The sequence below is a fragment of the Vogesella facilis genome (assembly GCF_042648525.1).
Lineage (GTDB): Bacteria > Pseudomonadota > Gammaproteobacteria > Burkholderiales > Chromobacteriaceae > Vogesella > Vogesella facilis.
Map to the genome: position 1 here is coordinate 100,610 of NZ_JBHRXN010000009.1, position 14,233 is coordinate 114,842.

Annotated in this window: 11 protein-coding genes and 1 riboswitch; all 11 genes read right to left on the bottom strand. The window is 69.0% G+C overall.

Annotation, left to right across the window (positions count from 1 at the left end):
• Positions 1-29: 29 nt before the first annotated feature.
• Genes ACFOLG_RS03335 through ACFOLG_RS03385 form a run of 11 tightly spaced genes read right to left on the bottom strand, consistent with a single transcriptional unit; the run spans position 30 to position 13,938 of the window.
• On the bottom strand, positions 30-797 hold the full coding sequence (locus tag ACFOLG_RS03335) for a cobalamin biosynthesis protein (protein WP_386088342.1): 768 nt from the start codon (positions 795-797) through the stop codon (positions 30-32).
• On the bottom strand, positions 794-1,600 hold the full coding sequence (gene cobM, locus ACFOLG_RS03340) for a precorrin-4 C(11)-methyltransferase (RefSeq protein WP_386088344.1): 807 nt from the start codon (positions 1,598-1,600) through the stop codon (positions 794-796). Before cobM ends, ACFOLG_RS03335 begins: the two co-directional genes overlap by 4 nt.
• Positions 1,597-2,325, bottom strand: a complete 729-nt coding sequence (gene cobI, locus ACFOLG_RS03345) for a precorrin-2 C(20)-methyltransferase (protein WP_386088346.1) — start codon at positions 2,323-2,325, stop codon at positions 1,597-1,599. Before cobI ends, cobM begins: the two co-directional genes overlap by 4 nt.
• Positions 2,322-3,458, bottom strand: coding sequence for a cobalt-precorrin-5B (C(1))-methyltransferase CbiD (gene cbiD, locus ACFOLG_RS03350; protein ID WP_386088348.1), 1,137 nt, complete (start codon positions 3,456-3,458; stop codon positions 2,322-2,324). Before cbiD ends, cobI begins: the two co-directional genes overlap by 4 nt.
• Positions 3,455-5,032: a precorrin-8X methylmutase gene (locus tag ACFOLG_RS03355; RefSeq protein WP_386088350.1), complete on the bottom strand. Its 1,578-nt coding sequence runs from the start codon at positions 5,030-5,032 to the stop codon at positions 3,455-3,457. Before ACFOLG_RS03355 ends, cbiD begins: the two co-directional genes overlap by 4 nt.
• A complete protein-coding gene (locus tag ACFOLG_RS03360) occupies positions 5,029-5,730 on the bottom strand; it encodes a cobalt-precorrin-7 (C(5))-methyltransferase (protein ID WP_088967772.1) in 702 nt (233 codons plus the stop codon). Before ACFOLG_RS03360 ends, ACFOLG_RS03355 begins: the two co-directional genes overlap by 4 nt.
• Entirely contained in the window at positions 5,727-6,482 is a 756-nt protein-coding gene (gene cobA, locus ACFOLG_RS03365) for a uroporphyrinogen-III C-methyltransferase (RefSeq protein ID WP_386088352.1), read from the bottom strand. The genes ACFOLG_RS03360 and cobA overlap by 4 nt, the downstream gene beginning before the upstream one ends.
• Positions 6,479-8,401, bottom strand: a complete 1,923-nt coding sequence (locus ACFOLG_RS03370) for a putative cobaltochelatase (protein WP_386088354.1) — start codon at positions 8,399-8,401, stop codon at positions 6,479-6,481. Before ACFOLG_RS03370 ends, cobA begins: the two co-directional genes overlap by 4 nt.
• Positions 8,398-12,507: a cobaltochelatase subunit CobN gene (locus tag ACFOLG_RS03375; protein WP_386088356.1), complete on the bottom strand. Its 4,110-nt coding sequence runs from the start codon at positions 12,505-12,507 to the stop codon at positions 8,398-8,400. Before ACFOLG_RS03375 ends, ACFOLG_RS03370 begins: the two co-directional genes overlap by 4 nt.
• Positions 12,504-12,833 carry a (2Fe-2S) ferredoxin domain-containing protein gene (locus tag ACFOLG_RS03380; RefSeq protein ID WP_386088358.1) on the bottom strand — a complete coding sequence of 110 codons (330 nt, stop codon included), beginning with the start codon at positions 12,831-12,833 and terminating at the stop codon, positions 12,504-12,506. Before ACFOLG_RS03380 ends, ACFOLG_RS03375 begins: the two co-directional genes overlap by 4 nt.
• 49 nt (positions 12,834-12,882) lie before the next feature.
• Positions 12,883-13,938 (bottom strand): HoxN/HupN/NixA family nickel/cobalt transporter, encoded by a 1,056-nt coding sequence (locus ACFOLG_RS03385; protein ID WP_386088360.1) that lies wholly within the window; start codon positions 13,936-13,938, stop codon positions 12,883-12,885.
• Positions 13,939-14,040: 102 nt separating this feature from the next.
• Positions 14,041-14,220: riboswitch (cobalamin riboswitch) on the bottom strand.
• Between the last annotated feature and the right edge of the window lie 13 nt (positions 14,221-14,233).

The following is a 14,233-nucleotide window of genomic DNA, read 5'->3' on the forward strand; positions in this document are numbered from 1 at the left end:
TGCAATGCAGGGCGCTGCTGCGCCGTGCTTCATGGTTCATGGCGAACCGCCGTCTGCGGGCGGTCCTCGACGATGGCGACGGTGACGCCATCGAACGCGGTTTTGGGGACGATCAGCTGCCCGCGCGGGCTGGCGATCAGTGCGCATGGCTCGCACACGCCGGCCACGCCGACGTTCTGCTGCACCCAGTCGGATGGCTGCCCCGTCCAGCCGCGCGCGGCCACATCTTCGCGGGAGATCACGCGCAGCGGCAGCGCATGCCGCTCGCAGAACGCCAGCAGGCCGGCTTCGTCGGCCTTGAGGTCGATGGTGGCGACCTCGCGCACTTCGGCCAGGCCGCGCGTGCCCAGTGCGCTCAGCACCGCGCGTTCGATGTCGTGCAGCGGCTTGCCGCGGCGGCAGCCTATGCCCAGCGTCAGCGGTTTCAGCGCCTCGGTGGCGGTGGTGACGGCGGGGGTGGCGCCGGTGAGCCGGGCCACCTGGTAGGCCAGTGCATTGGCGCCGCCCTCGTGACCGGACAGCAGCGGAATGGCGAAGCGTGCTGCTTCGTCCAGTACCACCACCGCCGGGTCGCTGTACTTGCTTGCCGGCAGGCCGTCGAGGTAGCGCACCGCGATGCCGCTTGCCATCACCAGCACCCACTGGCGGTGCTGGTGGAAGCAGCGGCGGAACTGCTCGCGCGGGCTGTCGCCCGGTGTCTGCCACGGCTGGTACAGCGTGGCGCCCAGCGCTGCAGTCAACCTTTGGCCCAGCGGCAGGGCGTCGTCGCGCACCAGCCAGATCGCGATATCGCTCACGCGCTGTCCTTCGCCTTCTGCTTGCTCGGGCGCGGGGTCTTGCGGTCGGTGCCGTCGCGGAAAATATGGGTGAAGCCGGCGGCGTACAGGCTGGACTCCACGCCGCCTTCGCGCGACAGCGCGTGGCCGACCAGCAGCAGCGTGGTCAGCAGCCAGTCCTTCTGCTTCACCTCGCTCATCAAGTTGGCGAGCGTGCTGCGGTGGATGGCCTGGTCGGGCCAGCTGGCGCGGCGCACCAGCGCCACCGGCGTGTCCGGCGGGTAGTGCAGCAGCAGGTCGGCAATGGTGTGCTTCAGCCGCTGGCCGGACAGGAAGATGCACATGGTGGCCTGGTGCTCGGCGAAGCGCGCGATCGACTCCAGCTCCGGCACCGCCGAGGCGCGGCCGGACACGCGGGTCAGGATGATGGACTGCGACACCGCCGGCCGGGTCAGCTCGCTGCCGAGCGCCGCGGCGGCGGCAGTGAACGAGGACACGCCGGGCACGATTTCGTAGCCGATGCCCAGTGCCTCCAGCCGGCGCATCTGCTCGGCGGTGGCGCCGTAGATGGCCGGGTCGCCGGAGTGCAGCCGCACCACGTCCTTGTCTTCAAGCTGGGCGCGGCGGTACAGCGCTTCCTGCTCGTCCAGCGACAGCTCGGCGGTGTCGAAGATTTCCGCGTCAGGCCTGCAGTGCTGCAGCATCTCGGCCGGTACCAAGGAGCCGGCGTACAGCACCATGGGCACGGCGCCCAGCAGGCGGCTGCCGCGCAGGGTGATCAGGTCGGCGGCGCCGGGGCCGGCGCCAATGAAATAGACTCTCATGGGTGGCGTTGCTCCCGGGCGGTTTTGCGGATCAGCATGGTGGCGAGGTAGCCGCTGGCATCGGCGCCAAGCTGGCTCACGTCATTGCACAGGACCTCGCCGGGCAGGCCGATGCGGCGCGCAAACGCGCAGTGGCGGGCGATGCCCATGTCGGCCAGCAGCCCGAGCACGTCCGGCAGCCGCGTGCCTATCTTCATCAGCACCACGATGTCGTGGCTGGCGATGTCGGCACGCAACGCGGCCATGTCGTCCGGGCAGGGCAGTATCAGTATCCGCTCCTTGCCTTCGCCCAGCGGCCAGGACAGCGCCGAGGCGGTGGCGGCGAAGCTGGTCACGCCGGGGAAGGTGGTGTGGGCCAGGCCCGGCAGCTGGTCGCGCAGCGCGGCGAGCAGGTAGCCGTAGGTGGAGTAGGTCATCGAGTCGCCTATGGTCAGGTAGGCGACGTGGCGGCCTGCGGTCAGTTCGGTGGCCACCGCTGCGGCCAACTCGCCGTAGTGGCTGGACAGCACGCTGCGGTCCGGGTCCATCTGGAACTCGATCTCGCGGAATTTCTGCTCCGGGATGGCGAGGCCGGCCAGGCACTGGCGGGCGACAGAAACCTCACTGCCACGCGCGCGCGGCAGGTAGATCAGGTCGGCCTGCTGCAGCGCGGCCAGCGCCGCTACCGGAATCAGCCCGGCAGGGCCGGGGCCGACGCCTACGCCGGTGAAGTGTCCGAGGTTCATGCTGCCTCTCCTAGCGGCGTCCCATCCATGCTGAACAGGCGCACCGCCACGCGGTCCGCGTTCGGCACCCTGGGCGCCATCAGCGCGGCGACGCGGCGCTCGATTTCCATCCAGTAGCCGCGCGCGTCGGCCTGGGTTCTCATGATTTGCACTACGTTTTCCACGGTATTGGCTTTCTCGATCTGGTCGACGAGGTCGGCGGCAAAACCCATTTCGGCTGCCACGGCGGCAACCGGGCCCATCGCCATGCCGCTCTTGCTGGAGTGGGTGTCCCACACGCCATCGAGCAGCTTGGCAATCTTGCCGGGGTGGCCCAGCACCCACAGCGTGCCAAGCCTCGTCTGTTGTTCTTGCAGCGTCGTCTGCGTGTAGTCCAGCGATACGCCGACGAAGTTGGCAATCTGTACCACTTCCTTTTTTTCCAGCTGCAGCGTGTCGGCGGCGTAGCCGCGGCCGATCTTGCCCGGCGTGAAGGCGATGGCGGCCGGGCGGTGGCCCAGCGCCACGCGGATATACACCTCGATCGATGCCATCCATGCCGCCAGTGACATCGGTTCCACGATGCCGCTGGTGCCGAGTATCGAGATGCCGCCGACGATACCCAGCATCGGGTTGAAGGTGCGCTTGGCGATTCTGTCGCCATCGACGCAGCCGATGGCGAGGTCGAAGCCGGGGTTGGCCGCACCGTTCAGCACTTCGTCCACCGCCCACTGCATCATCTGGCGCGGCACCGGGTTGATTGCCGGCTCGCCGGGCGGAATGCGCAGGCCCGGCTGGGTAACGGTGCCGACGCCGGCGGCGGCGATGAAGCGAACCGCGCCGCTGCCATTCACTGCGACCTCGGCAAAGATGGTCGCGCCGTCGGTGTTGTCCGGGTCGTCGCCGCCGTACTTCAGCACCTCGGCACGCACCACGCCGCCGGCCAGCCGCGCTACCTTCTCCACCGGCACCAGCAGGTAGTAGTCCGGGTCCGGCAGGCTCACCTCCACCTCGCTCTGCGTTTCGCCGCGCAGCAGCAGCGTCAGCGCCGCCTTTACCGCGGCGGTGGCGCAGCTGCCGGTGGTGCGGCCGCGGCGCAGGCCGTTGGGGGCCAGCGTGGCGAGGTCGTAGGGGCGGCGGGCAGGTTCGCTCATTGCGCGGCTTGCTGTTCCTGGTTTTCGCGGTACACGCGGTCTATTGCCGCGATCATCATCGCGTTTACCGCCGAGGCCGCCCACGGCGAGCCGCCGCGGGTGCCGCGGTTGGTGATGCGCGGCACCTGCATCAGGCGCGCCAGCTCCTCCTTGCACTCGCGGGTGCCGACAAAGCCCACCGGCAGGCCGACCACCAGCTGCGGGCGCCAGCCGTGCTCGCGCACCAGCCGCACCACTTCCATGATGGCAGTGGGCGCATCGCCTATCGCCACCACCACGTCGTTGCCGAACTTCTGCCAGGCGCGGCGGATGCCGGCGGCCGAGCGGGTGATGCCCTGCGCCCTGGCGAGCAGGTGGGTTTCCTCGTCGTGCACGCCGCACCAGGTTTCCACGCCCAGCTGGTCCAGCACCGCGCGCTTGAGGCCGGTCTGCACCATGGTGACGTCGGCAACGATGCGGCGGCAGCGCAGCAGCGCACGGATGCCGGTTTCCACCGCGCCGGGCGAAAACACCAGGTCGTCGACGATGTCGAAATCGCCGCTGGTGTGTACCAGGCGCTTGAGCACGATCTGGTGATCGGCCGGCACCGCGGACCAGTCACGGCCTTCGTCGATGATGCGCATGCTCTCCGCTTCGATCGGGTGCGGCACATACGGCGGCCACGTCGCTGCCGGCGCCGGCGCGGCATCGTTGCGGCCCAGCAGGCCGCGCACCAGGCCATGGTGGCCCTGCTGCGGCGTGCCGACCTGTTCCTCGAAACCGACGATCTGCACCCGGTACTTGCACAGCGCGCAATTCATCGCGGCGCGGCCTTCCACGCCTTCCTGCGCGCGCTCCAGGAACACATCGGCCACGTGCGGGTGCACGCCGAGGTAGCCGGCCGGCAGCACCTCGATCTCCGGGTGGCGGGCGGCCAGGTCGTCTACTGCAGCGTAGATGCGCTTCACCAGCACGCCGTCGAACAGGAAGTAGGGCAGCACCACGATGCGGCGGTGGCCCAGCAGTGCGGCGGCGCGCAGGCCGTCGGCCACCAGCGGCCTGGCGGTGCCGGAATAGCAGACAAAGGAGGTGCCGAAGCCCATGCCTTCTTCCAGCATGCGGGTGAGCTTGGAAATCTCGGAGTTGGCATCCGGGTCGCTGGTGCCGCGCCCGACCACCACCAGGCAGGTATCGGCGCGCGACACGGTGCTGGCCGAGCGCGCTTCCGCTTCGATGATGCGTTCGCGGCACAGCGCCAGCAGTTTCGGGTGCAGGTCCATCGCCGCGCCGAAGTGGAAGCCGGTATCCGGGTGTGCCTGCTGCAGCGCCAGCAGCTCGCTTGGCATGTCGTTCTTGGCGTGGGTGGCGGCCAGCAGCACGCCCGGCACCATCACCACCGTGCTGGCGCCGGCGGCGATCACCGAGGCTACCGCCTGGTCTATGGTCGGGGTGGCGAATTCGAGGAAACCATGCTCGACGGTGCGGCCGCCGGCGCGCTCGCGCAGCAGCGCCACCAGCGCCATGAATTCGTTGACCCCGTCCGGGTCGCGGCTGCCGTGGCCGGCCAGCACGATGGCGTAATCGTTGGCGCTCATTTGTGGGTCGGCTCGATCTGGCTGTCCATCGGCTGCAGCGTGCGGATCAGCATGATGCTCATGTCGGAGAAGCGCTGCTCGGCGCATGCGGCCAACGTGCCGTGCCACTCGGCATCGCCACGGGTCAGGTTCTCCCACACTTCGACGCGGTGCTCGGCCGGGATGCCGTTTTCCAGCAGGTAGGCGGCGATGTGCCAGGGCATGAAGGAGCGCGCCTCGTCCCACGGGCAGGGAATCACGATGGCGTTGCGCTGATCCTGCAGCACGTGCACCAGGTGGCGCTTGAACGGGGTCAGGTCGCCACGGCGGTGGAAGGTGACGAAGGTGGTTTCGTCGAAGCACACCTTGGCGCGCGAGGCGAGGATCTGGGCCGACGAAATGCCCGGGATGGTGTCCACCGGGTGGCCGCAGGCGCGCTCGACGCGCTCCAGGTACTGGAAGCCGCTGAAGTGGATGTCGCCCATGAACACCACCACGCACTTCTTGCCGGCATGGTGACGCTCGGCAACGATGTCCAGCTGCGCCACCTGGTCGCGGTAGCCCATCTGGATCACCTCGGCAGTGTCCGGGATCAGCGAGCGCACCACGTCGATCACCGCGTTGAAGCCGGCCACCACGTCGGCCTCGCGTATCAGTTGCGCCGAGCGTTGCGGCAGGTAGCCGATGTCGCCGGGGCCGGCGCCGATGCAGACAATCATGTGGATTCCTTTTCAATGGTTTGGCCGTGCGCCGGCAGGCGGGCAAGGCCCACGGTGGGGCCTACCACCACCAGTGCCGGGCTGCCGAGGCCGGCGGTGGCAACCGCGCTGGCCAGCGTCGCCAGCGTGGCGACCACCTGGCGCTGCTGCGGGCGGGTGCCGTACTGGATCGCCGCCGCCGGGGTGTCGGCCGGCAGGCCGTGTTGCAATTGTGCGGTGATGAAGCCGAGCCGGCTCATCCCCATGTAGATCACCAGTGTCATGCCGCTGGCGGCCAGCGCCGCCCAGTCCGGCTCGTCGCCCTGGTGGGTATGGCCGGAGACGAAGGTGACGCCGTGCACGTAGTCGCGGTGGGTCAGCGGAATGTCCAGCGTGGCCGGTACCGCCAGGCCGGCGGTGATGCCGTTGACCACTTCCACTTCGATGCCGGCGGCCAGCAGCGTCTGCATTTCCTCGCCGCCACGGCCGAACACGAAGGGGTCGCCGCCCTTGACGCGGGCGACGCAGTGGCCGGCGCGCGCCGCGGCCAGCAGCCGCGCCTCGATATCGGCCTGCGCCACCGAGGCACAGCCGCCGCGTTTGCCGACGTAGACCACCTCGGCGTGCTGCGGCACGAACTGCAGCACCTCGGGGTTGGCCAGATCGTCGATCAGCACCACGTCGGCCAGGCCGAGGCGGCGTACCGCCTTCAGCGTCAGCAGTTCCACGTCGCCGGGGCCGGCGCCTATCAGGTAAACCTTACCCGGCTTCATTGCGGCAGCCTTTGGCGGATGGTCATGGTCAGCTGCTCGCTGCCGAGCTGCTCCAGCGGCAGGTAGTCGGCCTGCAGCACCTGTGCCAGTTCACGGGCGCGGCCCAGCTTGACGAAGCCTTCCTCGGTGTCCAGCACCAGCGCCGGCGTGCCGAGCCCGGCAATGCTTGCGGCCAACGTCAAGGCTTCACGCCACGGGTCGGCGCCGGCGTCGAGCGCGATATTGGCGCGGCCATCGGACAGCAGCACCAACAGCGGCGTCAGTTCGTTCTGTTTTGCCAGCGTCTGCGCGGCCAGCTGCAGGGCGTGGGCGAGCGGGGTGCGTCCGCCGGTGGGCAGCTCGCGCAGCGCCTGCTCCGCCTGTTCCACCTGGCGGGTAGGTGCCAGTACCAGTTCGGCCGCGTCGGCGCGGAAGGCGATCACCGCCACCTGGTCGCGGCGCTGGTAGGCGTCCTGCAGCAGGCCCAGCACGCAGGACTTCACCAGTTCCATGCGGCGGCGCGCCGCCATCGAGCCGGAGGCGTCCACCACCAGCAGGATCAGATTGCCCTCGCGGCCGGCGCGCACTTTCTGGTGCAGGTCGGCGCGGGTGACGCTGAAATCGTTGGGGTTGCGCAGCAGCGCGTGGCGCAGGGTGGCATCCACCGCCAGCTGGCTGGGCGCTTCGTTCTTCACCGCACTCACGCTGTGGCCGCGCCGGGTGCCGCTGACGCTGCTGCGCCGGCCGCTGGCATCGTGCGCGCCAAGCGCAGTGACTTCTATGCGGCCAACTTCGGCCGCCGGGCCGGCGGCGAATAGCTGTTCGGCGGCGTGGCCGGGCTGCTCGTGGCCGTCATCCGGTGCGTTGTCCGGGGCCTCGTCCGCTGTGTCGGACTCGCCGTGGCCGGATTCAGACGGCGGCGGTGGCGGCGGCGCGGCCTGGCGCGTCAGCTCGTCGAGCTTGTCACGATCCAGGCCGGGCTGCTCGAACGGCTTCTTGCGGCGGCGGTGCGGCAGCACCAGTTCGGCGGCATCGCGCACGTCTTCCGCCGTTACCGTGTCGCGGCCGGCCAGCGCGGCAATGGCGCGCGCCGCCTTGTGCATCACGATGTCGGCGCGCAGGCTGGCTACTTCGAACTCGCAGCACAGCTGGCTGATGAAGGCGAGCAGCGAATCGGGCAGGGCGACGCCGGCGATCGTGTCCTGCGCGCTGCGGATGGTGGCGCGCAGCGCGTCGGTATCCGCCTGCCAGTTGGCGATGAAGCCCGCCGGGTCGGCCTCGAACGCCAGCCGGCGGCGCACTACCTCGGTACGGATGGCCGGGTCGCGCGGCGCGCTCACTTCCACCATCAGGCCGAAGCGGTCCAGCAGCTGCGGGCGCAGTTCGCCTTCCTCCAGGTTCATGGTGCCGAGCAGGGTGATGCGTGCCGGGTGGCTGATCGCCAGCCCTTCGCGCTCCACCGTGTTGCGGCCCATCGCCGATACGTCCAGCAGCACATCCACCAGGTGGTCGGCCAGCAGGTTGACCTCGTCGATATACAACAGGCCGCGGTGCGCGGCGGCGAGCAGGCCGGGCTGGAACGCTTTTTTGCCGTCCTTCAGTGCGCGCTCGAAGTCGAGGCTGCCCAGCACGCGATCTTCGGTGGCGCCCAGCGGCAGGTTGACGAAGGGCACCGGCGAATGGCGATGCTCGGCGTGGCTGCTCTGGCAGGGCTCGCATTCGGCCAGCGGCGCATCCGGCGCGCAGTTGAAGGCGCAGCCGGCCACGCGCCGGATCGGCGGCAGCACGTCGGTGAGGCCGCGCGCGGCGGTGCTCTTGGCGGTGCCCTTGTCGCCGCGGATCAGCACGCCGCCCAGGGTCGGGTCGATGGCGCACAGCAGCAGTGCGCGCTTGAGCTGTTCCTGGCCGACGATGGCGGCAAAGGGGTAGTTGTGTCTCATGGTGTCGGGTTCTCGCCGCGCGCTTCCAGCTGCGCTTCGCTTTGCAGGTGCAGCGCCTGCAGCGCCGCCAGCGTTTCCGGCCGGGGTTCTGCCCACAGCTGGCGCTGCGCGGCTTCCAGCAGCCGTTCGGTGATGGCGCCGAGCGCCCACGGGTTGCTCTCGGCGAAGAATTGCTGCATGGCAGGGTCGAAGGCATAGGTCTCTGCCAGCTGCTCGTACACCCAGTCGTCCACCACGTGGGCGGTGGCGTCGTAGCCGAACAGGTAGTCCACCGTGGCGGTCAGCTCCAGCCCGCCCTTGTAGCCGTGCTGCTGGATGCTGGCGATCCACTTGGGGTTGGCCACGCGCGAGCGGAACACGCGCAGTACTTCCTCCTTCAGCCCGCGCACCGCCGGGTTGTCCGGGTTGTGGCTGTCGCCGAAGTAGTGGCGCGGCTGGCGGCCGGTCAGGCTGCGGATGGTGGCGATCATGCCGCCGTGGTACTGCAGGTAGTCGTCGCTGTCGAAAATGTCGTGCTCGCGGTTGTCCTGGTTGTGCAGCGCCACCTCCACGCCGGACAGGCGGTGGCGGAAGGCGTCGCGCGCGTCGGCGCCATTGGCCTGCCGGCCGTAGGCGTAGCCGCCCCAGTTGATGTAGGCGGTGGCGAAGTCGGCGTCGGTCTCCCAGTTCTGCTCGTTGATCAGCGGCAGGATGCCGGCGCCGTAGGTGCCGGGCTTGGAGCCGAACACGCGGTACAGCGCCTGCTGCTCGGTGTCGGCTGCGGCTTCCCGGGCGAACAGCTGCTGCTTGAGGTCCGCCAGGTAGTGCTTGCGCACGAAGTTCTGTTCGACAGGCTCGTCAAGGCGCGCCACGGTGTGCACCGCCTCGTCCACCAGGTGGATCAGGTGCGGGAAGGCATCGCGGAAGAAGCCGCTGATGCGCACCGTCACGTCGATGCGCGGGCGGCCCAGCTCGGCCAGCGGAATTACCTCGATGCCGGCCACGCGGCGGCTCTCGGCCTGCCAGCGCGGGCGCACGCCGAGCAGCGCCAGGATCTGCGCGATGTCGTCGCCGTGGGTGCGCATGGCGCTGGTGCCCCACACGCTGATGCTGACCGACTCCGGATCGTGGCCGGTTTCCTTGCGATGCCGCGCCAGCACCTCGCCGGCCAGTTCGGTGCCGATGCGCCATGCCGCCTGGGACGGCAGGCTGCGCGGATCCACCGAGTAGAAATTGCGGCCGGTGGGCAGCACATGCGCCATGCCGCGGGTGGGTGCGCCGCTGGGGCCGGCCGGCACGTAGCCGCCGGCAAGGCCGCGCAGCAGGTTGGCGATCTCTTCCGTGGTGCGTGCGAGGTTGGGTACCAGTTCGCGGCAGACGTAGCCGAGGGTGGTCCTGAGCGCGTCGCTGGCGCCGATGCCGGGCAGCGTTGCGGCCAACGTTGTGTCGATCGCGGCCGCGTCGAAGCCGCGGTCGGCCAGGCCGGCAATCAGCTGCCGCCCCAGCGCGCGGATGGCGTCATGGGCATCGGCACGGGTGATCAGCGGGCTGGCGCTCAGGCGTTGCAGCGCCTCCGGCACGGTGGCCAGGCGCTTGCCCTGTTCGTCCTGCAGCATCTGCCAGTCCACGCCCAGCGCCGCGGCCACGCCGGCCGGCAGGCCGGGAATCGCCAGATTGGGCAGGCGCACCAGCGCGCACACCATGTCGATCAGCGCCGCATCCTGCGGCACCTTGCCGAGGATGTGCAGGCCGTCGCGGATCTGCGCCGCGCCCAGCTCGCACAGGTAGCCGTCGATGTCCTCGATCAGGTGCGCCACGTCCACGCCTTCCATCTTGGCCAGCGTCAGCGGCACGCCATCCTCGTTCAGCGTGTCGTCCCACTCGTGGTCGTGGTCATGGTGATGGTCGCCATGGTGGTGGTGGTCATGATGGTCGTGATGGTGATCATGATCATGGCCATGGTGATGCCCGTGGCCATGCTGATGGTGCGCCTGGGCCGGGCTCAGCCGGTACTTGCCGCTGGCCTGCGCCGGCCGGGTCGCCACCGGTTTGGCTGCTTGCAGCCGGTATTTGCCGGCAGCCGGCTGCGGGGCGTGGTGGTCGTGATCGTGGTGGTCATGGTCATGATGATGGTCGTGATCATGGTCATGGTCGTGATCATGGTCGTGCTTGAGCATCGCCGCCAGGTCGGTATCGAGCCTGGCTTCCTTGATCAGGTCCCAGATCTGCTGCTGCAGCAGCGGCAGCTTGGCCGGGTCCAGCATCTCCACCTGGTAGTACTCGTCCACCAGCTGGGTCAGCTGCGCCAGCGGCCCGTAGGTGTCGGCGGTGGTCATCGGCGGGGTCAGGTGGTCGATGATCACCGAATGCGCGCGGCGCTTGGCCTGCGAGCCTTCGCCCGGGTCGTTGAGGATGAAGGGGTAGAACATCGGCAGCTCGCCGAGCAGCGCGTCCGGGAAGCAGTTTTCCGACACGCCCACGCCCTTGCCGGGCAGCCATTCCAGCGTGCCGTGCTTGCCGACGTGCACGATGGCGTCGGCGCGCCAGTCGTCGCGCAGCCAGCAGTACAGCGCGTAGTAGTGGTGGGTGGGCGGCAGGTCGGGGGTGTGGTAGATCGCGTCCGGGTCCATGCCGTAGCCGCGCGGCGGCTGCAGCGCCACGAAGGCGTTGCCGTATTCCAGGCCGGCGAACACCAGTTTGTTGTCGTGCACATAGGCCTGGCCCGGTGCCGCGCCCCAGCGCTGCTGCATCTTGTCCTGCAGCGCGGGCGGCAGCTGGGCGAACCACTCGGAATAGCGCGCCGCCGGCACGCTGGCCACCGCCTGCTGCAGTTGCGTGGCGGTGAGGTAGTCCTCGTCGTAGGCGCCGCGGTCGATCAGGGTGTGGATCAGCGCGTCGCTCGATTCGGGCAGGTCGGGCAGGTGGTAGCCCGCCTCGCGCATGGCGTGCAGCAGGGCGAACAGCGAGGCCGGCGAGTCCAGGCCGACGGCGTTGCCGATCTGCGAGGCCTTGCTGTTGGAGTTGGTGAAGATGAAGGCGATGCGCTTCTTGTCGTTTGGCGTGCGGCGCAGCGCCACCTGGCGCGCGGCAATGCCGGCCACGCGGCGCGCCCGGTCCGGCAGCGGTGCGTATTCGGTTTCGTCCTGCTCGTGCTTGAACGAGATCGGCACGCCGATGATGCGGCCGTCGAACTCCGGCAGCGCCACGTTCATCGCGGTGTCGAGCGGGTTGAGGCCGCGCTCGGATGCCTGCCACTGCGCCACGGTCATGCTGCTGGTGATGGCCTGGATCACCGGCAGGTCCAGCCGCTCGAACGCCGCCACCGACCAGCCGGCCGCGGTGGGGCCGTCGGCATTCACATCGCCCATGGCGAACGAGGTGGTATTGATCAGCGCATCGATACGGCTGGCATCGCCGTCGGCGAAGAAGTCCAGCGCCGCCGGCAGGCCGGATGCGCCCAGCGTGCGCAGCGAGGCGGTGTACACCGGCAGCGCGTTGAGCTGGCGCTCGGCCAGCGCATCGACCAGCTGGTCGATGAAACGGGTGTTGCCGGACAGCCAGTGCGCCCGGTAGAAGGTGATGCCCACGGTCGGCCAGGCCGGGTTGCAGACTGCCTGCCAGTCGTCCAGCGTGGCCAGGCCCGCCAGCTCCGGGTGGTAGATGCCGTGATCGGGCAGCGCCGCCGGCGGCAGGTAGCCGCAGCCGGTCATCAGCAGCCGGTCGGACAGGCAGCGCAACAGCTGCGCCATATTGGCAGTGCCGCCCGCCTGCAGGTAGGCGGTGGCCTCGTGCTGCAGCGCCGGCGGCACGCTGCACAGCGCCGCCAGTTCCGGGTCCGGCTCGCCGGTGCCGCTGACCACGATCAGCGCGCGGCCGTTCGCCTCGGCGTCGCGGCGCAGCGCGTCAAAGCCGGGCACGGCGCTGGCGCGGCCGAGCAGGCGTACCAGCAGCACGCGTGCTGCGGCCAACGTTGAGCCAAGCAGCGCTTCCATGCGCGCCGGGCTGTCCACGGTTTGCAGGTTCACCGCCTCGACGGCGGCAAAGTCGTCCGGCAGCAGCGCGCGGGCGCGTGCCAGCGCGGACAGGTCGGTGCCGGCGTGGCTAAGCAGTACGATGCGGGCGCTCATGCTTCATCCTTCGGTTCGACATCGCCGATGCCGAGTTGGTGGAAGATCAGCGGCGCCACCGGGTGGCCGTCGCGCAGGTGTTCGCTGACGATGCGCTGGATGGCGCTGGCGTCCACCTTGCGGTACCAGGTGCCGTCCGGGTACACGGCGACGATGGGGCCTTCCTTGCAGACGGCGAAGCAATGGGTGCGGGTGCGCTTGGCGCGCAGGCCTTCGCAGGCGTCTATGGCCTGGCCGAGCTGCTTGAACATGGCCTCGGCCTCGGCGCCGTTTTCGGTACAGCGCGGGCCGGTGCACATCAGCACGTGTTTGTCGTGGGTTCTCATTGGGTCGCGGCGGGAATGTGCCGGACGCGACGGGGCGTCCGGCTAAGGGTTAGCGCGCTTCGGTCAGGCTGTCGAAGCGCTTCCACTTGTAGATGGCGGCCGAGATTGCCCAGCTCGCCATGAACAGTGCAATCACAAAGTAGCCGAAGTGGGCCAGGTTCTCGTTGAGCGCGGTGATCCAGTCCCATACGCCGCCGGACAGCGCGAAGCGGTCGGCGATCAGCCCCAGTGCTTCCAGGCCGCCAATCGCCACGGCAACGATTACCGATATCAGGGTGATGGTCAGGTTGTACCAGAGCTTGCGCACCGGGTTGACGAAGGCCCAGCCGTAGGCGCCGACCATCAGCATGCTGTCGATGGTGTCGATCAGCGCCATGCCGGCGGTGAACAGCACCGGAAACACCATCAGGTGCCACAGGGGGATGCCGTCGCTGGTATGGGCGGCAGCCATGGCGAACAGGCCGATTTCGGTGGCGGTGTCAAAGCCCAGCCCGAACAGGAAGCCGATCGGGAACAGGTGCCAGCTCTTCGTTACCAGCCGGAACAGCGGGCGCAGCATGCGGGCCAGCAGGCCGCGATTGCCCAGCAGCAGGTCGAGTTGCGCTTCGTCGATGCGTTCGCCGCGACGGACGCGGCGAAAGTGCTGCCACACGTCGCGCAGCACCGACAGGTTGATCAGGGCGATGCCCAGCAGGAACAGTGCCGACACGCTGGTGCCGATCACGCTGCCGATCTGCTTGAAGCCGATGACGTGGCTCTGCAGGGTGGCGGTGGCGAACACGATCAGTGCGACGGCGATGATGACCACGGCCGAATGGCCCAGCGAGAAGAAGAAGCCCACGCCAAGCGGGCGCTGCTGCTGCTGCATCAGCTTGCGCACGGTATTGTCGATGGCGGCGATGTGGTCGGCGTCCACCGCGTGGCGCAGACCGAACAGGTAGGCCAGCAGGGCGGTACTGAGCAGGGCGGGGTGGCCGCTGAAGGCGGTCAGCGCCCAGCTCCAGGCGAGCAGGTTGGCCGCAACAAGGCCCAGCAGCAGCAAGGCGGAGGCCCGGCTGGTGGACAGTGTCCGCCGGACGGATCGGGCAGCGTGCAGCGAAGCCATATGAGATACCTCAACTAGGAGTATCGCCGCGAGAGAGGACTGAACGACTGGTTTCGGCCGTTCGCTGTTATCCCCCGGTACACCCCGCCCGGTTTCAACCCACGTCGACTGAAAGTGATGGCCGGTCTCCTGGCTCGTGCGTCATTGCCGGTGCGCGACCTTCCCGGGTTGGGCCCAGTGGTGCTGTTGCGCTGGCTCGTCACTTACAGTTGCGGGGGCAGCTGCGGCATTGAACCGCATTCCCGTTTAACCCGTATGGGCGCCATCATTTGCTGGTGGCGGATGATACGTGACG